This window comes from Flavobacterium sp. LAR06 (assembly GCF_041946075.1).
In the GTDB taxonomy this organism is placed as follows: domain Bacteria; phylum Bacteroidota; class Bacteroidia; order Flavobacteriales; family Flavobacteriaceae; genus Flavobacterium.
The window spans coordinates 38118-62593 of sequence record NZ_JAUTYT010000009.1 but is presented as its reverse complement, the minus strand read 5'-3'; the positions used below and the strand labels follow the sequence as shown (position 1 = coordinate 62593).

Here is a 24476-nt window from a genome sequence, read left to right as displayed (position 1 = left end):
ATTTTTTAGTTAAAAAGCATTTTTATCTCCTTTCAAGGTTACAATAACTGTTAATAAGCAAATTTTAATATCAGTGATTAAGCTCCAGCGCTGCACATATTCGATGTCTGTCGTAACGCGGCGCTTCATATCGGATACTTTTTTGGTTTCGCCTCTAAGTCCCGATACCTGAGCCAGACCGGTAATTCCCGGTTTGACAAAATGACGAACCATAAAATTATTAATATGACCATTGTAGTCTGAGGTATGTTTGATCATATGAGGCCGTGGTCCTACTATACTCATTTTTCCCATCAGGACATTAAAAAATTGAGGCATCTCATCCAGACTAGTACGTCGAAGGAATTTCCCAATTGGTGTAATTCGGGAATCTTCTCTTTTTGCCTGTTCACTTTCATCACCCATATTTACATACATACTTCGGAATTTATAACACCAAAAATGTTCGTTTTTTTTACCCGTTCGCATTTGTTTGAATAAAACAGGTCCTTTACTTTGTCTCTTAATAAGAATGGCTAACAAAGGATAAAGCCATGACAAAATGAAAATAATGACCAACATGCTGAAAACAAGATCAAATATTCTCTTAACTAACCGATTGTAGGCATTTTGTAATGGTTCAAAACGTGGTTTGATAACATGAAAATTATTTAAATGGCTGGAATTAAAATGTTTTTTTGAAATGGATGAAAAATCAGGAACAAATTTCAAACGCATACAATGTTTATCTCCCAGCTCAAAGAAATAATTCAAATCTGAGATAAAATCAGGCTTAGATACTATGAATAATTCATTAATATTATCTCTCGATGCATTATCAATAGCTTCGGAAAGCGCTTCACTGAAATCTTCATTATTTATGTATTCAACAGAAGAATTTTCGTTGAGAATACCTACGAAATCAATAAAAAAAGAGTTGCTCTCTAAATGAGATGCCAATTCGATACTTGTTTTGTTAAACCCCCATATCGCAACTGTATAACGTTTGAAAACCCATCCTTTAATTTGTCCTATAACTACAGTAAATAAAATTCTGGATAGCAAAAAATAGAACAGCAAAAAACTTATTTGAAATAAATTTGCCCTGCTACTAAAGAAGTACAATACATTATCCTGAAAAATAAATATATAACTGTGCCACAGTATTCTTTGTGTAAAGAAAGCACGCCAGCTATTACGGAAAAAGGTTTCTAAACTGAAAAGAACATTTACTTTATATAATTGAAAATAAGTAACCGAGAATAACCAACTTAAAATTGTAATTGGAATCATCTTGTTCAAAAATAAGGCATTCCATCCAATCTTTTCTTCACTTGCATAATTCAAAAATAGTATGGTAGCAAATACCATAGCGATCATGTCTGCAATAGCACAGCAAATTATGAACGCAAATTTATGTCTGTTTCGCATTTCTGATTTTTTTTAAATAAATTGTAACCTACTGCTCCTATTACACTTCCAATAATTCCGTAAAAAACATCCATTAAATCCGGACTTCTTTTATGAATTAAAAATTGCCCGCCCTCAGCTATACAAACAATTATTGTCGCGATACCAATATTTTGTATAAAATTGAAATTTTTAGCAGGATTTAATTCATTTGAATTCTTGTACTTCGTATAGGCTTCGAGTAAAAAACCGACAGCTATAAAAGGAATAGCAGTACGCAAATTATAATAATGATTACTCCACTTCAAAAGCCAGTTTGGCAAATAGCTTTCACTTTTAAGGCCGGGATCAGGTAACCAGGAAAAATAAAAAACGACAGCGATAATTAAAAGCAATATCATTAGAAGTATTTTATGAACCATTTTTATCTTTTAATATTAATAAACCGTTTTTTGTTTGAGATGGATTTGTAGCGCCAGACTATTATTAGGCTTCTTTCATCGTAAGGCCTCTCTTATACCACGGGCGTCTTACTTTTACCTCCTTGTATTGATAACCATAGTTTAGTCCATAGCCGTAGCTATAAGCGGTTTTCATATTTACTCCGTTGATAAGGATCCCTACATTTTTCAACTGCTCTTTCTTAATAAAATTATTTATGTGAACTAAATTACTTTTATCTGTAAAACCATATTTTACTACAAATACGGTAACATCAGCCAAATAACTAAAATTGAGTGTGTCAGATACTATTTGTACCGGAGCAGTATCCAGTAGTATAAAATCATAAAGCTTTTTTGCCTCTTCAATTAAGGATTCAAAATTAGAATTGGTTATTAATTGTGAAGGATTAGGGGGAGCCTCTCCTGCAAATAAAATATCCAGGTTTTTAGAAAAAATAGTATCTTTTTGTACGAATCCTTTCCAGTCATCACTTTTATTAGCCAGGAAATTGGTGAGCCCTAATTTATTTTTATCCACTTTAAAATAATCATGCAATTGAGGATTTCTTAGATCAACACCTATTAACAATACTTTTTTATTGAGGTTACTAACGGTTATAGCATTATGAAATGCGCTAAAGGATTTCCCTTCTCCCTGAATAGAAGAAGTAAACAATATTACTCGTCCTTTCTTTTCCTCTTTTTTGGGTAGTAAATAAGATATATTTGAAACCACAGTACGTGTTGCTTCTGCTATCATAGAACGTGAAGTAGCTGTGTTATCGAGTTTTTCACCATTATCTACTTTAGGAATGTACCCTAAAATAGGAATATTAGACATTATTTTCAGAATATCGTCTTCGTTATGTATTTTGGTATCTAAGACTAAACGCAGGTATATGAATCCAAAAGGAAGAAGGAAACCAAACATAAACGCACCAAGTAAAAATGATTTTGGTTGCGGAAATATTGCCGTATAATTCGTTTCGGGCGCGTTTAAAGTATTTAAATTTGATTCTAAAATCGCACCATTTAAAACAGCCTCTTCCCTCTTTTGTAATAATGCTATATAAGTTTCTTCTTTCATACTAAGATCACTATTGATATTGCCCAAAACTTTATCTTGCGTAGGAATGTTTTTAACTTTTGATTCGGCAATATTTTCTTCCGATTTATTAACTCTGTTATTTTGATTTAAAAAGTTTAAATAACCTTCTAAAGTATTCACTATCTGCTGCTTTTGACTAGTTAATTGGGTTATTAAAGTAATGTAGGCAGGATTGTTTTTTTGTGCTCTTTCCAGGATTACTTCACTCTCAAGGAGTTTTGCATTATAATTTAAAAGCATTTGATTAACTATCGGTGATTCTAAATTATAATCTGTACCTAAAGTTTGGGTAGCACCAGCTCTCTTAATATCACTAATAGCATAACTAGTAAGCGTAATTTGTTTTTCATTAAGCATAGAGCTTTCTTTTTTCTGGCTTCTCTCGGCGGTTCTTTCGATAGCATAATTGTCCATTACCGCTATATCATTATTTTGCAAATATTTTTCCTTTACACTTTCAATAGAATCTTTTTCTTTAGTGAAACTTTTTATTCTTTGATTTAAGTAAGAAACCGTATTTGTAAATAATTTTTGCTTGTTGATAACAATATTTTTATCCAGCAAAACGATAATTTCATTTAATATTTTTCTTGAAAGCACAGGACTTGAACCAGTGTGATTTAATTCTATTGTTCCTTTTGACTTTTCATCGGACAAAACGATAAGCGATGACTTTAGATTTTTTAAAGCAATAGCTGTAGGTTCAAGACTCACTTTATATTCGTTTTCGAAATAATAGGCTGGATTTTTCCTCGCTTTTTGAGATAACTGAATTTTAAATGGTAAGCCTTTAATGATCTGATCTCCTTTGTATCCTTTAGCGTTATACTTTTCTTCGGTCTCAGGATCTGTAATGGTAAATCCTTCTTTATTTACTTTAATGTCATAAGAAACTTGTGGTAACGAATCATTAGAAACCGTAAATTTCAAAATGAAGGGAACTTCATTTACATTATTATTTTGGATAGTATATACTTTTTCAAAATAGCTAATATTTAAATTCACATTTTTTACTACATCCATCAAAAATTCATTAGAGGTAATCAGACGGATTTCTTCCTCTACATTATCATCATCATTTTTTTGATTCGTAGTGATGGTAATTATTTTTGTTTTGTCTTCTTGTTTTTTATCTATAAAGATCAAAGCCGAAGTTTGGTATGTTGGTGGTACTATTTTGATAAAAATAAAAGCGGCACCTACACATAAAATTAAGCTTAGCAAAAACCAAGGCCAATACTGTAAATACTTTAAAAACTCTTTTTTAAAATCCATAATTATTTTAATTAAGTAGAAAAATGGTAGTACTATTTAAGAAGCACAACAAATTGAATGCTAAAGTGTAAAATTCTCTTTTATATCAGTATTAATCTGTCAGCAAAAGAATAACTGTTAAAATAGAGGCAGATATAGCCAGCAGTTGTATCGGGTCCTTGATTAATCCCCCGCTATTTACTTTTAGTTTATTAGGTGTGACCACAATAACATCGTTTTGTCTTATTCGGAAATTTGGATTAGACATCCAGGCAGCCGTAGTTAAATCGATGTGGTAAACCAAACGCTTTCCGTCTTGTTCTCTAATAAGTTTTACATCTTTTCGAATGGCTGAATAAGTTAAATCTTTTGCCAGCCCTATTGCATCAAGTAAGCTAATAGACTCTTCACTAAAAGATATTACACCTGGAGCATTTACTTCTCCCAAAATGGTAAATTTATTATTGAGAACGCGAACCTGCACTGTAGGATTTACTAAATAACCTTCATTTACAAGACGCCCTTTTATTTTTATCTCTGCATCGGCCGGTGTTAAACCACCCACTTTAATTTCGTTTAAAATTGGCATCGTGATATTCCCCTGAGGAGTTACTAAATAGCCTGATAATCTCATCATTTCAACTGATGTTTGTGAAGTCGAAGTCGTATTTATATTAAAAGGCGCCGCTACTAAAGGGTTAAGATCACCAACTTCAACTTTTAAAATATCATTCGGTTGTATTTTACTCGATGTATAATTTAAATTAGAGTTCGCATAGCTATCTAAATCTTGTAAATACAACATTTGTTTTTTGGTTGTACAAGACTGCAGCATCAATAAAAGCAATAAAATAATCGAAAGGAAAATTTTCTTCATTTTAACTGTATATATGTTAATATTTATCTATTCCAGATTCTAATCAATTAAAATGAAAACTTTTTCAGTGCTGAAAATATCCTTATTCAGAATGTTCTCATAAACGAAAAAAGTTTTCATTTTCTGGTTATAATTACTGGTTTTATTTAATTTATCTATTTGGCAAATCCTTCTGTGAACCCACTTTTTCCCTGATGATTTAGACTATCAAAAAACAAAGTAGACAGATTAATTTTGATCTTTTATAAATGCAGCATGTATTGTCTTAAAGCAATAGTCTTTTTAAGAAAGACAGTCTGAATTGCTGTTAAACCATGAAACTTATAAATCTTATAATCTTCATATAAAACTTCAAACGCAGATTTAAAACTGGTACTCATACCTCCCATTCTCATTCTAACGATATAAGAATCGATATAACTCATCTTAATTTTATATTTGTACAAGTAGCGAAGTAAAAATTCAGTATCGGATGCTATTTTAAAATCAAGGTTATAAGCACCATTATTATCTATTATTGTTTTCTTTAGGTAAACAGTAGGATGCAAAGGCAACCAACCTTCTTTAATTTTTTTGAGACTAAAGACACCCCCTATACGATCGCGAATCAGACGCTCTTCCTTATCGTTCGAAACATAAACACCATCACCATAAACGCCATCAATACTGGGGTCAGCATTAAAACGAGCTGCAATTCTTCCAATGGCCTTTTTATCATAAAATTCATCATCAGAATGCATCAAACCAATAACATCTCCTGTTGCCAATTTGAGTCCTTTATTTATTGCATCATACATTCCACTATCAGGCTCTGAGACAAATTTGCATATTTTGTCTCCGTAAGATTCAATAATTTCTTTTGTACCATCTGTAGAATTACCATCAATGATAATGTATTCAATATCATGATAATTTTGTTCCAATACACTTTTGATAGCTTTTTCGATAGTAGCTTTTCTATTGAAACATACGGTTATAATAGTTATTCTCATTATATAGATTTTAAGATTAATACTAACTGAATTTTTAGCGTAAAAAAACCTGATCCCCAAATAAAAAACTGAGGAAAAAAAGTAGAAATAAATTGTATTATTAAAAAAAAAGAGGTTGCTTATAGTTTTAACAATAACTTATCAAAATAGCTGATCGTAGTAACCAAACCTTCCCGCAATTGTATTTTAGGCTCCCAGCCATTAAGCTTATTATTTGCCAAAGAAATATCTGGCTGCCTTTGTTTTGGATCATCTTGCGGTAAATCAAGATGAATAATTTTCGATTTGGAACCTGTCAATTCAATAATTGCCTGTGCCAGTTCGAGCATCGTAAATTCGTTAGGGTTGCCTAAATTTACCGGACCCAGAAATGAAGGTTCAGACCCCATCATACGAATCATGCCTTCAACTAAATCATCAACGTATTGAAATGAACGGGTTTGCAAACCATCTCCAAAAATGGTAATATCTTTTCCCTGCAGAGCCTGTACAATAAAATTCGAAACCACTCTCCCATCACCCGGGTTCATATTAGGCCCGTAAGTATTAAATATTCTAATGATTTTAATGGCAACTTTGTTCTGATTGTGATAATCCATAAATAAAGTTTCAGCACAACGCTTTCCTTCGTCATAACAGGAACGAATACCTATTGGGTTTACATGCCCCCAATAGCTTTCGGTTTGAGGATGTACCAATGGATCTCCATACACTTCACTAGTACTGGCTTGTAATACTTTAGCATTAACACGTTTGGCTAATCCTAAAACATTGATGGCACCCATTACAGAAGTTTTAATTGTTTTTATCGGATTATATTGGTAATGAACAGGAGATGCAGGACAAGCCAGATTGTAAATCTCGTCAACCTCAGCATAATAAGACTCTGTTATGTCATGTCTTACCATTTCAAAATAAGGATTATCCAACAGCTCAATTATATTGGATTTGGTTCCCGTAAAGTAATTATCCAGACAAATCACTTCATTTCCTTCATTCAACAATCTTTTACACAGATGAGAACCGACAAATCCAGTTCCTCCAGTTATCAATATTCTTTTCATTTTAATTCGATGTTTTTTTTGAATGAATCAATTTTAGTTTGAACTTGAAAAAAGTAATGTGACTTAAAACGTGCCAGATAAAATCCTTCCTTCCCATCTAAAAAACCCAATTTAAAGAAGTAAGCGCCTAAAAAATAGACCGCAGGAAGTAGTCCTGTATTAATCAGGTTGTATTTAATTTTTTGATTGAAAGATAGAAGACTATTTTTCGTTTGCTTTAACTGCAGGTATCTGTGGGCTTCCCAAGTAGAATAAGCATTGTGTTTGGATATATAATGTTCTAAGTTTTTAAAATCTTTATGAACAACTTTCGATTTAATAAGCCCAACCTTACCTTCAATAATTGGATGTTCATGGACCTCCATGTCTAAATGGCTCCACAAATCTTCATCTATTTTTTCATAGGCGCCTTTTGATTTCTTAAAAAGAGCCGACTTTTGAAACCCATACCCATATTTAAGTTTCCTTCCCATAAAATAGTTTTCAAAACGTATTGTGAAACCATTATAATAGGGATCGTGAATTTTGATACCGACTTCGGTTACAAATTCATCAGAAACAAATTCATCAGCATCCAAAAACAAAATCCACTCGTGGCGAAGGTCAGCATTTTGTAGTGCCCAATTGCGTTTTTTTGGAAATTTACCATTCCATTGAAACTCCAATACTTCGGCCCCCTTGGTCTTTGCAATAATCGGAGTATCATCGGTACTGCAGGAATCTACTACAATTATTTGATCAAAACGCTCTAGTTTATCCAAACAAGATGGTAAATTTAAAGCTTCGTTTTTTACAGAAACGATTACAGAAATTGGAATTTTATTCAAAGCTTCTAGGTTTTATAAGTTTGGCAGGATTTCCTCCTACTATGGTATTTTTTTCGACATTTTTAGTCACTAAACTTCCTGCTCCTATAATAGCATTTTCTCCTACTATTATGCCAGGCATTATGATGGCTCTTACCCCAATAAAAACATTTCTCTGTATTACTATTTTACTGGTTATCAAATTCATAGCAGGCTCATTAAATGCATGAGTGCCAGTACACAGATATACTTCCTGGCCTACTGTGGCGTGCTCAAATATTTCTATAACTCCCAACGTATAAGCATTGGCCCGATCACCCAGGCATGCGTGATCGTGTAAGATTAGGTTCCATGGAATTTGGATTCTTGCCCTTTGATGTACAAATGGTTTTCCATAAATTTTACATCCGAACAATTTGAGCCAGAACAACCTCCATGAATTAGCAGGTTTTGGAGTCCAGGTACAAAATAATAACCAAACATATTCCCATACTATCATTTTAATACGCTGCGATACAGACCATGGTGAATCGTATGGTGAATTTTGAGAATACTTTTGTTTCATTCTTAATTTTGGTTGATTTTCATAGACTCAAATTCATTTAAGAATTCTGCTGCTAATTTTTCATTGGAATGTGTATCATTTACCATCAAGCCTGCTGTTGCTAGGTCATTGATTAGTTTTGGATTATTTATTAAGTCTTTAAGGTACTGACTCAAAATTTCGACTCTTCTTTCTGCGCGATGATCGAAACACAAACCATTTTTATTATGAATTAAAAAATCTTTAAAACAATCTAAATTTGAAACTATTGTAGCACATCCCCAACTCATAGCTTCTAACGGTGAAACGCCAAAAGTCTCCCCTTGTTCTGCTATAGAAGGATAGACAAATACAGAGGCTTTTGAATATATTACATTTAATTTATCGATATCGAAAATAGGTTCCAGAAATCTCACGTTGCTATTTTGGGCTAACTGCTTTAGTTTATCCAGATAAGCTCCTCCTCCTCCTCCGGTTTCTGTAGAATAAGGGCCTACAATAAGTAATTGCCAATCTTTTGCGTCAAGAGTGACAAAAGATTTTATTAAAATATCTAAACCTTTTTCAGGATGAATTCGGCCCGTATATAAAATTATTTTTTGCTTTTTTGAAAAATCAATAGTAGTTGTGTTTCTGTAAGGTAATGTATTAGGTATCATAACCACCTTATCAAAGTATTCGGTCTTAATTTCATCCTTTATTGCTTTTGCTACAGGGCTGGAATTAGCTCTTAAACGTGCATTTTTTGTATAAAATTTCATTTGTCCTTTTGGCATTCTCGCCACATCTATCATACATTTTTTCTTTTGCTTCAATGATAAAATAATAGGTAGCCAAAAGGTATTCGAAATTATGATATCTGTATTAGTGGCAATTTTTCGAACAGCTTTTAAAGTGTAAAATAAATCCAGAATCTTTAGTACTATACCAGAAGAGGGTGCTTTATAACCTTTTACTCTAATATGGTCAATTCCACCTTCACTTTCAAGATTTGAAAGTCCTTCAAATGATTTTGAGATATAGTTTACTTCGTGTCCCCGATTAGCAAATTCTTTTGCTAAACCGTACCACATTTTTTCAACAGCTCCGCCCATTAATGGGGGCACAGGAAAAAAAGCGCCCTGAACTATTGTTATTTTCATCGCTTAGATATTCTTATATAATTCCAACATTTGCTTACCCATTACTTCCATGTCGTATTTATTTTTAACTAGTTCCCGGCCCTGTCTTCCCATAACTTCTAATAACATGATTGGTGCATTGAAGGCTTTAAATAATGCATCTTCTAAATTCCTAACCGATAAATCAATCCACCACCCACATTTATATACTTCTAAATCTTCCCACGGTGTACCTTGAGTTGTTATTACCGGAACCCCTACTGCCAGAGCTTCGGCAACTACGATTCCAAAATTCTCGCTATGCGTTGGCAGTACCATTACATCGGCAGATCTCAAGAAGTCCCACTTTTCTTCACCATACTGTGCTCCAACAAAACGCACATTTTCTAAATCCTCGACACTTTGAATTAGACTTGCCATGTAATTTTCCTCACCTGTTCCTGCAATTTCAAGAGTCCAATCCTCTGTATAACAATTCCTCCAGGCTTCCAACAGGATTTCAATACCTTTTTTAGGATGAATCCGGGACATAAATATCATTTTTTTTGTTCCGTAATATTCCTTCATCACTTTTATATCACTTAAATAAACTCCGTTTGGAATAATATGAATAGGATTTTTATAACCTAAAGCTTTAATATTTGCTGCCTCCATCTGAGCAGTTGCATGAAGACATATTGACTGTTTCAGAGCTCTCTTTTGATATAAAAACAATGCGATCTTTTTTTTGAATGAATTATGAGCCAGGATCCAGGGTTCGAGCATACCATGAGGTGATACTACTACTTTTATTCCCTGTTTTTGAGCTACATTTTGAAAACCCCAATTTTGAGGGGTCCATATTCCGTTAATATGCACAATATCAGGTTTTTCACTTTTAAGAAAAGAGTGAAACTCATTCATCAAGGAAAACCATCGGAATAAATTGCTGTTAAAAAACTTTATTGGAACACCTTCAATATTTATAGGGTCCTTAGAAATACCTGTAGCAATGCTAAAGGAGGTATCTTTTTTTAATGCTGCGCTGAGCAACCGCATATATTCAGTGGTTCCACCGCCACTTTTATCAATACTAGCTATATAATGAATTATTTTCATGTCTGGATCATTATTTTAGTTATGTTGATAGTCTGAGTATTCAAAAGACAAAACCTTTTTGTCTATTAAAATATTTACAATTTTTTGACAGTTCTTTGATTTCTTTAGCAGGATTTCCACCGTATAATCTGTAAGGAACTGTAAACTTTTTATTTAATAAGGCATTTGCTCCAAGGACAGAATTGGCTGGTAAAGACGCGCCGCCTAAAATAGTCGAAGCAGTTCCAACAAAACAATAATCTCCGATAGTTATGGGATGACTGTCCTGAATATTTAATTCGATATTAATAGAATGGGTAAGCAATTGACTTGAATAACCTGCAATTGTAACAAAATTGCCAATATGAATCATGTTAGTGCAGTCTATATGATGTTTTTTTGTAATAGCCGAATGTTCACCAATTATTAAATTTGATTTGCGGTCTGGCTGATGGGAAAAATGTTTAGAATTAGTGTTAGTAGGAAATCCAGTGATCCAATTACCTCTTGCAATGCTGGAGTGTTTTCCAATTATTAGTAAATGTAAATGTACTGCGACATTAAAGTTTCCAATATTAGAATCCAAATCCATAATCAGCCTTTTAGGATAAATCCATGAAAAACCAATTCTGGCCGATGAATGAATTTCATATTTAAAAAAATGAATCAGAACAAATCGTTTTAAAGGCCAAGGCAATAAAACGGTTATTATTTTTAGTACCAACATGATTAATTTTCTATTAATTCAACATATTGACGAATTGTATTACTGAAATCAAATCGTTTTGCATTTTCATATCCAAGTTTAATGGTAGCGTTTCTAAATTTTATATCATTAAATTTTAAAAACTGATTTGCAAAAGAGCTTGCATCGTTTGGATCAGCATATAATGCAGCATTTCCTCCTACTTCATCCATCATAGGAGCTTTATTGCTTGTAATAACAGGCGATCCACAAGCCTGAGCTTCGATTATTGGCCAGCCGAAACCTTCAGAATAAGAGGGAAAAATCATGGCCTGACACCTGGAATAAAGTGCTATAATTTCAATATCACTAGGATTCTGTATTTGCAAAATTCTATCGGAAACATTTAATTTTTGAATTAACTCAAGCAGTTGTGCATTTAGTGCTTCTCCGGCCAAAACTAATAATCCATCCCAATTCTGTTGCAATTCATAAATCATATAGATTAATAATTTTCGGTTCTTACGTTCCAGATCAGAACCTACATGCAAAATAATGTCCTTGCCTTTTAGTTGTTGAAACTTATTCAATACTACCTGAATCTGCTCTTCTGGTAAAGGCACAAACTTTTCAGATAAAGCATTATGAATAATTATCCAATTTTTGTTGCTATCACTTTTTGTATCAATCTCTAATAATTGATTTAGTGTAAATTCAGATACTGCGGCCAGTTTTTTAGCTCCTGATAAGGCTTTTAAAATTATCTTTTGCAATACTTTGCCAGATGTTGTGGCATGACAATAGGTATCTCCAAATCCAAGACCCGCTCTTATTGCTAAAACATCATGACAGGTGATAATTGTTTTCTTTTTAGGTAAAAAATAAAGGTAAAAAGCATTAGAATGATCACAAATATGATAACTTACTGATCTAAACAAGATAAAATTTATACTTCTCGTAACTAAAAGCTGAATAGGGAATAAAAAAAACTTGTCTATATATCCTAACCATTTCATTACGCCTTGCTTATTTAAGCTTAATTTTCTGAATATCTCACTAGGGCGAATCACTTTAACGCGAAGCTTGGATTTTGTGTATCCTTCTGCCATTAGAACTTCAAAAATTTGCATGCTAAATTGCTTGTCGGGCTTATAATTACCAATTAAAATTATTCTTCTAATCATAAACTATTTTTTTTCGACGAAGTTTCCTCCTTTTTTAAACTAGCCATAACTAAACCCGTCATAATAACTGCATAACCTAAAATACTGGGTTGAGCCCATTGTCCTTGAAATATTGCTATGCAGGCAGCTCCGCAAATAATAAATGGCAGGAGTTTTTCTTCTTTCGGTAACTTTAAAGACTGAACAGCAATACTAATTGCTAAAACGATACGCAAAACCATAAGTCCCCCTCCAAGAATAATTCCCTGTTCACCTCCTATACGACTAAATTCTGTTTCTCCAACCAAAAAGACAATTTTGCCTGTTAACATCTGAGCACCAGCATTTGTCCCCATACCTAAATTTCCTGCAAACAGTGGCTGATCAAATAGTTCCAAAATAGGTCCGGTGAATTCATTTATCGCCCTTAAAAAAATTGAATCAGTTAAACCTCCACCAGTTACTTTATTCACGGTATCAACACGATCCATAAATACTTCAGTACCTAAGCTAAATATTGTAGAATATTTTTGTAAAATGAGTATCACCAGATAAAAAGCAATACCGCTAATAAGTAATTTAACTACCATTTTACCTGAAGTTACTGATGCGATGATAGCAAATAAGCCTACAATAGCAACAGCCACAACGGCACCACGGCTTATAGTAAGAGGCAACGCAATAACTAAAGCAATGGTACTGGTATAAAGTAAAATTTTGGAACAATAATCCTTAGACAACCAAAAATAAAAAACGAAGACAGAGACCGCTGTATAGAAAATAGACAAACCTGAAATAAACGAAAATGTTCCCGGTGGCCTGCTGTAACCCATCGCTCCGGAAAATCCTGCACTTCCTTCTCCTCCAACACCAATATTTATAAATGCTGATTGAGGACTTATAAATTGAAAATAAACAATAGTTGTCATTAAAATGTTCATTACTAAAAGAAATCGTCCGACTTTTAGCACATCTTCTTTTACCAGAACTTTTCCAATTATAAAAATAAGTGGAAAATGAAGCAGCATAATTCTGGCACCATAAATACCTACAAAAAGATTTTCATGCCCAAATGTTAGTGTAATTACTAACCCAAACAAGGTAAATATCGATCCAAAAATAATATATGGATTTATAAATTTTACATTCTCATATAAAGCCCTGCCTATTATAAAAATAGCAACAGGATCACGTACAATCAGTAATGGCGTAGCCAGTCCTGGTAAAACCCATTTTCGCAAAGCACCTTCAAAAATCCAAAGTAAAAAATACAACCAAATAGCTATTTTTAAAAAGTTATATCTTGGCTCTACTACTTCTTCTATCTTACTATCCATTTATTCTATTTGTTTTAAATCTCTAACGAAGAAAGTGCATCAGCCATTTCCTGTCCATAAACAGACCATGGTCTGGCTTTAGCTTTATTTTGAGCTGCTAGTCCGAATTGTTCCAGTATTTCTGGTTTTTCCAGTATTTTAATAAGAACTTCTTTCAGTGCCGATGAAGAACCGGCAGGCACAATCCATCCATCTTCGTCATCCCTGATCAAATCCGGTCCTGCTGTACGATCTGTTGTAATGACTGGTACTCCTTGCGACATTGCTTCTGTTATTACCAAACCAAAACCTTCAAAAAGAGAAGGAAAAACAAATACATCATGTTCACTCATACAGGTTAATATTTCTTCATGAGGTAAAGACGGAATCCATGTGTGTTTTTCCAAGGCTTTATTCAGTGCAGTGCAATTAGCTACTGATTTTTGACCTACAATAGTCAACTCTACTTTATTTTGCATTCCTTCGACTGCTTCAAATAAATAAGAGATCCCTTTTCGTTGAGATAGACCGCCTATAAATAAAACTTTAAGCTTTCTATTTCCAAGCGGCCGATACTTTTTCTTTTGCTTAACTTCCGGAAAACCATACGGAATTACTTTTATTTCCGGTAAGTCTCCTGAATACTCTTTTAATGTTTCTTTGGTAAAACTACTTGCTACAAAGAGCACATCTGCCAATGCTAATTCCTGATCTTTTTTTTGGAGTTTATCTACTGAGTCATTAAATCCTGTAAGTGTGCCTGACCAATCAGGATTGACGTCAAATTCTTCCTGCAGTAATAACCGAGCACTTTTCCAATAACCAATAGGTAAGTCATAAATACAACAAAGGCCTAATTGTTTTGCTTTTTTAAAGGTAGACAATGCTCCGTCTTCATAGGCATAGACTCCTGATAGGCCTCTTTTCTTTGCTTTCGCTAAATTATTTGAAACCCATTTATCATGCTTTTGATAAACTTTGTCAATACAAAAAATACCATTTTCATGTGCTATTAAACTATCTAAATTCAATTTTGAAGTTAATAAACGTCCAAACTCAAAAAAAGAGTTTGATCTTGTGTAAGGTTGCCATGTTTTATCTAAAGTTCTTCTTTTTAAATCTTTTAATTTGGGGTTACTGCTTAATTTGTATAATAGCTGCCCCGGGAATATTGCTATCGATGTAAATAATTTAAAAACTAGCTTATTTTGCAATAATCCAATCATCAGATTTTTTGAATTCGCATTTAATGTTGGATGAGAAACCAATAGCTTCATGATACGAAAATTGAATTAATAAACTGTGTGGCCATATTTTGCGTATCAGGAACTTCAATATCCATCGGAATTATATTCAAATTATTTTTTTCATATTTGATCATTTGCGGTATAACGTACTGTCCCTTTATTGGGGTCCATTCGCGTGAAACACAAATCGTATTTAGCTGATGCTCTTTGTAGGCAGCATAAACTCCGCTTTTTTCGCTCTGGTAATAAGGTGTTGTAGATATTCCAAAATCACTATCACGGAGTACTTGTGATATTACATTTTCAGATTGTACGCCTAGAACCTCATAACCTATTTTATAATGATCCAGTATAGAGGTGTAACTTGTAAGTTCCGGGCCGTTTTTACCAATAAAAACAAATTTTATTGGTTTTTCAAACTTATTTGAAGTACTCATTAAATCAGCAACAAAATCTTCAAAAGGAGCTCCATTATGAATTGTACCAAATAAAACAAACTGCACAAATTCCAGCGATTCTTTTTTTATTCCTGTCAAAGGTATATTACCACAAATTGGTAAAATTTCTGCACTAATATTATGAGATTGCAGAAAGAATTGATATAACTTATTTTGAGTACTTATATAATGTGTTTTAGTATTATGAATTACCTTTTTAGCTATAATTTGTTGTAATCGACCAATACATTTGTGTTTAATAGAAGATTCAACATCGATCCCTAACCATAATTCATGAAACATTATATGCCACTTATGATTTCCTTTTATTCTTTTTAAGTAAGACGGAAGCCAAAATGGCAATCCTTTCGGGTTAAAACTGTAAGGGACATATTGTAAAGAAATCCAATCGGGTTCAAAAGTTTTCAAAACACTTTGTAACCAAATTAAGCGTTGCTTATTGGGAGTTGAAATAGGTATTCGATGTACCAGTACTTCCGTTTCTTCTGTTATTTGAGTTTCACTGATAAAAGAATTTGCCTGATGGTCACATAAAGATAAAATTTGAGCTTCATGGCCTGATTTTATAAGTTTTCCACATAATCGACGAGCATAATCACCTACACCATCATTACCAATTTCGGCTGAGCCGCAAATAAAAAGAATTTCCATATTGTCAAATAAAACTGTCTAAGAACTTACTGATATTAATAATTATTTATTTTTCTATTTCTCTTAAAACCCCATTTTACAGGGTTAATTCTTTATCATTATTTTTTATTAGAAAAATATTATATAAACAAAACAAAATGGTTTGCAACAATGAAACTACTCCTAAGGCTATATTAAAAAATAAAACTCCTTTTAAGCTCCTTAAATCTAATACACTTGCAAAAAAAACAATCGAAAACAAATTAATTAAAATTGACACTATTGGAGACATAGCCCAACCTCTTGATGTATATAAGTTAAAAACGACTCCCCCTAGTAAGCCAATACAGCTACTAATTATACTTAATAACAACTCAAATTGCAAACCTTTGTAAGCGTCTCCAAGGACCCATAGAATTGGAGTAGGAAATAAATAAACTATTAAAGCGATAGCATTTACTAAAACAAGCAAAAGCCCCATTATTTGCAAGAAACGGTTAAGCAATAGATATTTATCTGAAATTAATTTAGCAAAGTGAGGAATAATTAATGTTGCAATTATTACATTAAAAATGGACAACATAACACTTACTTTACTTAAAGCTCCTAATTGAGCCAAAGAATGAGTATTGCCAAAAATAGAAACTAACCAAATTGTAATTTGCCCTGAAAAACAATAATAAATAGAGGTTGGAAGTATTCGTTTAACTAAACTTAATATTTCACTTCTCACTTCTTTGTCAGGTTTTTTATCTTGATCAGCCATAGTATAGACTATTTTCCTTAAACCGACATTTCCCCATATACGAGGGATACCTGCCGTTAATATAGCTACAAAAGCCCACGGAAAAATAAACATAGTTAAACCTGATAAAAATAATCTGGCAACTCCTACCTCGATTTGATTTCGTTGTAATGGTACAATGGTCTGGTTCAATTTAGGAATAATCTCTAACAAAGAATCTGAAAGAGTCGCGTAAAAAGCAGGAATCAGCGCCGTTGCTATAAGTAATGCCATAATCCAGCTAGCACCATTATGCAATAAAAGATAAAACAAAATAGGTACTGAGATTAACAAACTTGCAATTGCAAATTTTCTTCTTAAATCTAAACCAGTTGCTAAAACAGTGCCCATTTTTTGCTTATTTTCCCAAACTTTTCCCCCTTGAGCCATGACCCCCGGAACGATACCCCCGTCAGCAAGTACGGCCATCATCCCCAGCATTGTATTAGCTAAGGTATAAAAAGCATATTCCTGAACAGTTAACAAACGGATTATTAAAATACCCGAACCAAATCCTAAAATCTGTATAATAATTTGAGCACTTCCGGTAATCGAAAGCAATTTTCCCCAACTTATGACTGTATCATACTTAGGATGCTGTTTGAACTTTATCAAAATATTTTTCAAGGAATGAAAATAAAATGGTTAAAAAAATAGTTTTTTTATTTACTCGATTAGCTTACCCTTTTCCAATTCCCTTAATCTGAAAACCAATTGTTTTTAATTTTTCTGCATCCAGAATATTACGGCCATCAAATACAAAAGCAGGCTTATACATTCTGGAATAAATAGTCGCCCAGTCATACGTTTTAAATTCATCCCATTCAGTTAACACTGCAACGGCATGAGCTTGATCAAGAGCATCCATTGCTGTTTTATAAACGAAAATTTGTTTTATTTTTGATTCAATTTTCTGTTCTGTAAGTCCCTTTAATTCCAATATATAGCGCATATCGGATTTGATTTTTTCTTCAGAAACTTTTGGGTCATAAATGTGAATTTCTGCGCCATCTTCAATGAGATGTTCTCCTACATAAATAGCAGCGGACTCTCTGGTATCGTTGGTGTTTTTTTTAAATGCCCAACCTAAAAAAGTTATTTTCTTTCCACTAACTGTATTAAAAAGCGTGTTGATAATATTCTTTGCAAAACGATATTTCTGATAATCGTTCAGGATAATAATCTGCTCTCAATAATTAGCCACTTCAGGTAAATTAAAATAGCGGCATAAATAGACTAAATTTAGAATATCTTTTTGAAAACAAGATCCTCCAAAACCTACTGAAGCTTTAAGAAATTTTGATCCAATTCGAGTATCAGTTCCAATGGCATTGGCAACTTCATCGACATCTGCTTCAGTTACTTCACATAAAGCAGATAACGCATTAATCGAGGAAATTCTTTGTGCTAAAAATGCATTGGCTGTTAATTTTGATAATTCTGAAGACCATACATTTGTGGTTAAAATTTGTTTTGGTGACAACCAATGCCTGTAAATATCAACCAAAAACTGAATTGCCTGTAGACCACTCTCCGTTTGTTTTCCTCCAATTAAAACTCTGTCGGCATTAAGTAAATCATCAATAGCTGTTCCTTCTGCTAAAAACTCTGGATTTGAAAGTACTTCAAATTTAACACCGTTTCCTGTATGATCTAAAATAGTCTGTAATGTTTCGGCTGTCCGGACTGGAAGAGTTGATTTTTCTACTATTATTTTATCCGTTTTTGCTACTCGGGCTATTTGTCTGGCACAAAGCTCAACAAATTTTAAATCTGCCGCCATTCCTTTACCTTCTCCATAAGTTTTCGTGGGAGTATTTACTGCTATAAAAATCATATCTGCAGCTTCAATTGCACGCTCTACTTCGGTTGAAAAAAACAAATTACGACCTCTTGCCTCACGAATTACTTCTGCAAGTCCAGGTTCATAAACAGGTAACTTATCCAGATCCGCCTCATTCCATGCCGAAATGCGAGCTTCGTTTAAATCTACAACAGTTACTTTAATTTCCGGGCATTTTAATGCGATAACAGACATCGTTGGACCACCAACGTAACCGGCACCTAAACAGCAAATATTTTTAATTTTCATTTAATATCTTTTAGCAGGCATAAAAAATTACGTTCTACTGCTTTATTATTGGTTTACTCGAAATAATTTAAGATGCTATAACCACATTCCTTTAAATGCTGTTCTCTAGCCATCAACTTTAAATCAGATTCCATCATTTCTTTTACCAATGCAGGTAAATCGTATTGGCATTGCCAACCTAGTTTAGTCCTGGCTTTTGAAGCATCTCCTATTAGTAAATCTACTTCTGTAGGTCTGAAATAATTTGGATCAACTGCCAATACTTCTGTCCCTATAGTAATCTGATAATCCGGGTTGCTACAATATTTCACAAAGCCTTTCTCTTCTACACCTTTACCTTTAAATTCTAATTCAATACCTACTTCAGCAAAACTCATACGAACAAATTCACGAACTGGAGTAGTTGTTCCTGTCGCAATTACCCAATCTTCAGGTTCTTCTGCTTGTAAAATCATCCACATCATACGCACATAATCTTTGGCATGCCCCCAATCGCGTTTGGCATCCAGATTTCCTAAATATAATTTTTCTTGCAATCCTAAAGCTATTCTTGAAGTTGCTCTGGTAATTTTACGCGTTACAAAAGTTTCTCCACGAATAGGTGATTCATGATTAAACAAGATTCCGTTACAGGCATACATTCCATAAGCTTCTCTATAATTTACGGTAATCCAATAGGCATACATTTTTGCCACAGCATAAGGCGAGCGTGGATAAAAAGGTGTTTTTTCAGTTTGGGGTACTTCCTGTACTTTCCCATACAACTCTGAAGTCGATGCCTGATAAATTCGTGTCTTTTTTTCCAACCCCAGTAAACGAATTGCATCCAGAAGGCGCAAGGTTCCTAATCCATCTGCATTTCCAGTATACTCCGGAGTTTCAAATGAAACTGCTACATGACTCATCGCCGCCAAATTATAAATCTCATCAGGCTGAATTTGCTGAATTAAACGAGTCAAATTGGTACTATCAGTCATATCACCATAATGCAAAATAAAATTCCTGTTTTCTATATATGGATCTTGATATAAATGATCGATACGATCTGTATTAAACATAGAAGTTCGTCTTTTTAAACCGTGTACGATATAGCCTTTTTCTAGTAAAAATTCACTCAAATAAGCTCCGTCTTGTCCGGTAACACCTGTAATAAAAGCTATTTTTTTTAATGGATTCATAATGTTAAGTATAAGGCACAAGGCATTGTGTTGCAAAGTGCAAATTTTTAAAATCGTAACGATAAAATTTTTGTTGGAGGTAAATTAAAAGGACCTACTAATAGATCTTTTCTTTGAAATTTTCAATGTTTTCCAAAAACCAATTGTAGGTTTTTTGAATTCCTTGTTCAAGATTGACCTGGTGTTTCCAACCAATCTTATGCATTTTAGAAACATCCAGTAATTTCCTTGGTGTCCCATCGGGTTTGTTATCATCCCAAATAATCTGTCCGGTATGCCCGACGATTTTTTGTATTATGGCAGCTAATTCTTTGATCGTAATATCTTCTCCGCTTCCCACATTGTACAAATGTCCCGGAAGTTCATTTTCCAAAGCAAAAATTACCGCTTCTGCCATATCATCTACAAATAGAAATTCCCGCATTGGTTTACCTGTACCCCAAAGGATAACTGAAGCATTATTATTTTCTTTGCCTTCATGAAATTTACGAATCATCGCCGGCAAAACGTGAGAACTGTTCAAATCAAAATTGTCATGGATACCGTATAAATTTGTTGGCATTAAACTCACAAAATCTTTTTTGAATTGCTTGCGTATAGCCTGGCATAATTTTACACCACTAATTTTTGCTAAAGCATACCACTCGTTTGTAGTTTCTAACGAACCTGTCATCAAATACTCTTCTTTTAAAGGCTGTAATGCCAATTTTGGATAAATACACGAACTACCTAAAAAGATAAACTTGCTTACACCCAACTTATGAGCTTCGCCAATAAGGTTATTTTGAATTTGCATGTTTTCCATCAAAAATTGATACGGAAAATCATTATTCGCCATAATCCCTCCTACTTTTGCCGCAGCATCTATAATAACATCAGGTTTTATTTTTTGAAGAAAGTCCCGAACATCTTCTTGTTCTCTTAAATCCAATTCTTTACTTGAAGCTCCTATAAGATTATGGTAACCTTTTGCTTTTAAGGTTCTCCAAATAGCACTTCCAACCATTCCTTGGTGTCCGGCAATATATATTGCAGCATTTTTGTCGATCATTGTAGGCTCGTTTATAAAAAAATTAAAATGAATTATAATAATGGCGAAGCAATAGATTCTAAATGTTGATAAACTTGTTTTACCTCTTGAGAATTTTCTTTTTGCAAAACCATTAAGGCATCGGCGGTGTAAATTAAAATGCAATTTTTAACCCCAATAAAAGTAGTGTGTAATGAAGTTCCAATGGCAATATTTCTGTTTTGGTCAATTGGATGGCCTTTCTGCACCAGATAATCATAAACCGATTCGAACGAACCTAGATCAGACCATTCAAAATGACCAGGGACAACTTTAATGTCTTTGCTCCGTTCCATAACAGCATAATCAATACTTATGGAAGGAATATTTAGTGACAATTCATAATTCAGAAAGCCGTTTTGATTTACTTCCCAAACCGCTTTTGAAGCCCAATAAACCTCAGGCTCCTGCTTTTGAAGCTCTTCTAAAAATTTTTCTGCTTTAAAACAAAAAAGGCCACTGTTCCAAAAATAATTTCCGTTTTGAAGATAAGCTGTTGCCGTTTCGAAATCTGGCTTTTCATGAAATGCAACTACATTTTCATTCTCAAATTCAATGTAACCATAACCCGTTTCCGGTTTAATAGGTTTTATACCAAACGTAACAAGGCAATCCTGATTAGCCAGTACAATCGCTTTTTGCAAAGCAGCATCATATAACTGATTGCTTTCTATAATATGATCTGATGGTGTAATCAGTAAAATATCTTCCGGCTTTGATGCAAATGCAGCAAATGCAATTGCTGCAGCTGTATTACGAGGTACAGCTTCTACAATATGAGTAAAAGACTTACTTAATTTTGACATAATGGCATTACTCATTTTGTAATTTTCTATATTTCCAACCACTATCGTTTTATTGGAAATAACTTGATTACGGTTCACTGTTTTTTCAAAAAGTGACTCTCCGTCAAAAAGTTCAAGATATTGCTTAGGAAGTGTTTTTCTGGATAGAGGCCACAATCTGCTGCCAACTCCCCCTGTTAGAATTACATGAGTAAGAGTACTAATTGCCATTACTGTTTATTAAAATTTCTTTCTGATACACTTCATGACGCAAATTGGTACTTGAAAAACGATGGTCTCTTATATTAAAGTACAACTCAATTCCTTTTTCTTCACAATAGCTTCTGCCTGTAAAATCTCTCTCCTTATATTCATCTCCTAAGATACGCACATCAATAGTAAAGGCTTTCAAAATATCTTCTAAGTCCTGTTCAGTGGCATAAGGAACTATTTCATCAACAAACTTACACGCTTTTAATTGTATGTAACGTTCGACAACAGTTTGGGTTGGTTTATTTTTAGTTGGGCGATCCAAGGTGGGATCCGTCTGTAAACCAACAATTAAATAATCACAATGTAGTTTTGCTTCTTCAAGCATTTTCACGTGCCCTGCATGTAATAAATCAAAAGCACTAAAAGTTATTCCAATTTTCATAAGCTTAATGTTTTTAAGTTAAAAGTAAGTTTGTTAATATGGATTTTGTAGTCGAAATACATTATTAACCTTGTTACAGGATTTTAATGCTTCTTTTTTGGAAATGAAAAGGGGTTCCCCGTGAATAGCTACAATCTAGCTATCCAAAAAAGAAAAATTTATGTTTAAAGAAATTAAAATTATTGTTCCTTATAAGGATAAAAACTATTCAAGTTCAGACTTAAGATCCAGAAATTAGAAATCATTTTTATCGGCTATATCAACAATGTTAATTTATGTTAAAATTATAATACTAATGTAGAATTAAAACTACATTTTCGTTGCTAAATGTCCTTACTAAGGAAAAAATGCTATTAAAAATGTAAATGCTTACCGTACTTGGAATTAAATTCACAAAGCAATTAATACTTGAAACAGCTAGTCTGATTATTAATAAAAAAGGCTGTAAACCCTCGTGATTGTTTAGATTTTGAAGAATATTTATTTGCAGTAAAAAATTAAAGTAGAGCTATTACTCTTAAAAAAATCACTGAGGTAAATACAAAAGAGTAAATCTCTATTTAAATCATAATGTATTTAATACAATAAATAATTTAAGATTATGAAATGGTACGTCGTATACACTAGGCCCAAATGGGAAAAAAGAGCCGCAGAACAATTAACCAAGTTTAATGTCAATTGTTATTGTCCTTTGATTAAAAAAATCATACAAAGATCTGATAGAAAAATAAAGGTCGAATCACCATTATTTGATCATTATATATTTGTACAATTGGAAGAAAAAGATAGAAATCTGGTTTTTAATTCACCTGGTGTGGTAAGGTATTTATTTTGGCTAGGTAAACATGCTGTTGTAAAAGACCAGGAAATTGAGACAATAAAAGAATGGCTTAAAAGTGGCGATACTGCCAAAGAAATATCGGTTATGCAGTACCAAATTGGAGATGAAATACATTTGAATTCCGGACCCTTTTGTGATCATAATGCTGTTGTCAAGGACATCACAAAAACGCATTATGTTTTAATTCTGGAATCTTTGGGATATGTTTTAAAAGTAAAAAAATAAATATAGCTAATAATTAGGAAGTAAAAAATTAGAGTTCTTTTAATAGTGAACTCTAATTTTTTAGTGAATAACAAAAATGTTTTTTTTCTAAAATTAAGTATCCAATTTGAAAATTTCACTTTTTTTGATTCCTAAAATTTTCACTAACTTATCTAACTTTGATAATTTGAGATCAACCATTCCTTTCTCAATACTCTCATACTTTTTCAAACTCATTTCCATTTGAATAGCTATATATTCAGAAGTATGATTATTTTCTATCCGATACTTTTTGATTCTTAAATAGTAATTTTCCATAACTTTATTATTTAATTTACTCTATTTATGTCTCGCTATTAAAACTTTTAATTTTACATTTTTTCAGAATACTTTATTTTGCCGTTTCATTAAAAAAAATAGACACATCAAATTTAAATATGAACTCAATTGAAACATCTAAAACTTTTGAAATTTCAATTAATTTAGAAACAGTTAAATCGACATCTCCTCTTTCAATTTTACCATAGCCACTAGGGCTCATTTTTAATTCAGCCGCGACAAACTCTCTGGTTAAGTTTTTTAATTCTCTTATTTTTCTGATATTTTCGTATACACTGTATTTCATAAAAATAAAAAATTTTAATAATTCTTATCTTGAATTACTATTGTAGTTAAAAATAATTCGCCCTTCTTT

General features: G+C 32.9%; 22 protein-coding genes and 2 pseudogenes. 1 reads left to right on the top strand and 23 read right to left on the bottom strand.

Annotation, left to right across the window (positions count from 1 at the left end; all coding sequences use genetic code 11):
• Positions 1-9: 9 nt before the first annotated feature.
• The 21 genes and pseudogenes from Q7C23_RS14100 to Q7C23_RS14000 form a co-directional block, all read right to left on the bottom strand.
• Positions 10-1410, bottom strand: coding sequence for an exopolysaccharide biosynthesis polyprenyl glycosylphosphotransferase (locus Q7C23_RS14100; RefSeq protein ID WP_375033128.1), 1401 nt, complete (start codon positions 1408-1410; stop codon positions 10-12).
• On the bottom strand, positions 1380-1811 hold the full coding sequence (locus Q7C23_RS14095) for a VanZ family protein (RefSeq protein WP_375033127.1): 432 nt from the start codon (positions 1809-1811) through the stop codon (positions 1380-1382). Before Q7C23_RS14095 ends, Q7C23_RS14100 begins: the two co-directional genes overlap by 31 nt.
• A gap of 64 nt (positions 1812-1875) precedes the next feature.
• On the bottom strand, positions 1876-4215 hold the full coding sequence (locus Q7C23_RS14090; RefSeq protein WP_375033126.1) for a GumC family protein: 2340 nt from the start codon (positions 4213-4215) through the stop codon (positions 1876-1878).
• Positions 4216-4306: 91 nt separating this feature from the next.
• Complete coding sequence (locus Q7C23_RS14085) at positions 4307-5071, bottom strand: polysaccharide biosynthesis/export family protein (protein WP_375033125.1); 765 nt, start codon at positions 5069-5071, stop codon at positions 4307-4309.
• Positions 5072-5313: 242 nt separating this feature from the next.
• Positions 5314-6063, bottom strand: coding sequence for a glycosyltransferase family 2 protein (locus Q7C23_RS14080; RefSeq protein ID WP_375033124.1), 750 nt, complete (start codon positions 6061-6063; stop codon positions 5314-5316).
• A gap of 119 nt (positions 6064-6182) precedes the next feature.
• Positions 6183-7127 (bottom strand): UDP-glucuronic acid decarboxylase family protein, encoded by a 945-nt coding sequence (locus Q7C23_RS14075; protein WP_375033123.1) that lies wholly within the window; start codon positions 7125-7127, stop codon positions 6183-6185.
• The gene (locus Q7C23_RS14070) at positions 7124-7954 is read right to left on the bottom strand and encodes a glycosyltransferase family 2 protein (RefSeq protein ID WP_375033122.1); all 831 of its coding nucleotides are present in this window, start codon (positions 7952-7954) and stop codon (positions 7124-7126) included. The genes Q7C23_RS14075 and Q7C23_RS14070 overlap by 4 nt, the downstream gene beginning before the upstream one ends.
• A gap of 4 nt (positions 7955-7958) precedes the next feature.
• Positions 7959-8117: pseudogene (locus Q7C23_RS14065) on the bottom strand (DapH/DapD/GlmU-related protein); the annotation flags it as partial.
• A 383-nt stretch (positions 8118-8500) separates the two neighbouring features.
• On the bottom strand, positions 8501-9619 hold the full coding sequence (locus Q7C23_RS14060; protein WP_375033121.1) for a glycosyltransferase family 4 protein: 1119 nt from the start codon (positions 9617-9619) through the stop codon (positions 8501-8503).
• 3 nt (positions 9620-9622) lie between these two features.
• Positions 9623-10696, bottom strand: coding sequence for a glycosyltransferase (locus Q7C23_RS14055; protein ID WP_375033120.1), 1074 nt, complete (start codon positions 10694-10696; stop codon positions 9623-9625).
• A 40-nt stretch (positions 10697-10736) separates the two neighbouring features.
• Entirely contained in the window at positions 10737-11402 is a 666-nt protein-coding gene (locus Q7C23_RS14050; RefSeq protein ID WP_375033119.1) for an acyltransferase, read from the bottom strand.
• Positions 11403-11404: 2 nt separating this feature from the next.
• Positions 11405-12544 (bottom strand): glycosyltransferase family 4 protein, encoded by a 1140-nt coding sequence (locus tag Q7C23_RS14045; RefSeq protein ID WP_375033118.1) that lies wholly within the window; start codon positions 12542-12544, stop codon positions 11405-11407.
• Positions 12541-13860, bottom strand: coding sequence for a hypothetical protein (locus Q7C23_RS14040; RefSeq protein WP_375033117.1), 1320 nt, complete (start codon positions 13858-13860; stop codon positions 12541-12543). Before Q7C23_RS14040 ends, Q7C23_RS14045 begins: the two co-directional genes overlap by 4 nt.
• 14 nt (positions 13861-13874) lie before the next feature.
• Entirely contained in the window at positions 13875-15116 is a 1242-nt protein-coding gene (locus Q7C23_RS14035; protein ID WP_375033116.1) for a glycosyltransferase family 4 protein, read from the bottom strand.
• Positions 15113-16195 (bottom strand): hypothetical protein, encoded by a 1083-nt coding sequence (locus Q7C23_RS14030; RefSeq protein ID WP_375033115.1) that lies wholly within the window; start codon positions 16193-16195, stop codon positions 15113-15115. The genes Q7C23_RS14035 and Q7C23_RS14030 overlap by 4 nt, the downstream gene beginning before the upstream one ends.
• 76 nt (positions 16196-16271) lie before the next feature.
• Positions 16272-17585: a polysaccharide biosynthesis protein gene (locus Q7C23_RS14025; protein WP_375033114.1), complete on the bottom strand. Its 1314-nt coding sequence runs from the start codon at positions 17583-17585 to the stop codon at positions 16272-16274.
• Between the two features lie 52 nt (positions 17586-17637).
• A pseudogene (locus Q7C23_RS14020) lies at positions 17638-19050 on the bottom strand (nucleotide sugar dehydrogenase).
• A 53-nt stretch (positions 19051-19103) separates the two neighbouring features.
• Positions 19104-20228: a GDP-mannose 4,6-dehydratase gene (gene gmd, locus Q7C23_RS14015; RefSeq protein WP_375033113.1), complete on the bottom strand. Its 1125-nt coding sequence runs from the start codon at positions 20226-20228 to the stop codon at positions 19104-19106.
• 97 nt (positions 20229-20325) lie between these two features.
• Complete coding sequence (locus tag Q7C23_RS14010) at positions 20326-21279, bottom strand: GDP-L-fucose synthase family protein (protein ID WP_375033112.1); 954 nt, start codon at positions 21277-21279, stop codon at positions 20326-20328.
• 32 nt (positions 21280-21311) lie between these two features.
• The gene (locus tag Q7C23_RS14005; RefSeq protein WP_375033111.1) at positions 21312-22313 is read right to left on the bottom strand and encodes a mannose-1-phosphate guanylyltransferase; all 1002 of its coding nucleotides are present in this window, start codon (positions 22311-22313) and stop codon (positions 21312-21314) included.
• Positions 22303-22737, bottom strand: a complete 435-nt coding sequence (locus tag Q7C23_RS14000) for an adenylyltransferase/cytidyltransferase family protein (protein ID WP_375033110.1) — start codon at positions 22735-22737, stop codon at positions 22303-22305. Before Q7C23_RS14000 ends, Q7C23_RS14005 begins: the two co-directional genes overlap by 11 nt.
• A 601-nt stretch (positions 22738-23338) precedes the next feature.
• On the opposite strand from Q7C23_RS14000, the gene Q7C23_RS13995 reads away from it, so the two are divergent.
• Positions 23339-23803, top strand: coding sequence for a UpxY family transcription antiterminator (locus tag Q7C23_RS13995; RefSeq protein ID WP_375033109.1), 465 nt, complete (start codon positions 23339-23341; stop codon positions 23801-23803).
• A 93-nt stretch (positions 23804-23896) separates the two neighbouring features.
• Here Q7C23_RS13995 and Q7C23_RS13990 read toward each other — a convergent pair whose 3' ends face one another.
• Both Q7C23_RS13990 and Q7C23_RS13985 read right to left on the bottom strand, forming a co-directional pair.
• Positions 23897-24100 carry a helix-turn-helix transcriptional regulator gene (locus Q7C23_RS13990; protein WP_194655958.1) on the bottom strand — a complete coding sequence of 68 codons (204 nt, stop codon included), beginning with the start codon at positions 24098-24100 and terminating at the stop codon, positions 23897-23899.
• A 73-nt stretch (positions 24101-24173) separates the two neighbouring features.
• Positions 24174-24407, bottom strand: a complete 234-nt coding sequence (locus Q7C23_RS13985) for a helix-turn-helix domain-containing protein (RefSeq protein WP_072973991.1) — start codon at positions 24405-24407, stop codon at positions 24174-24176.
• Positions 24408-24476 lie beyond the last annotated feature (69 nt).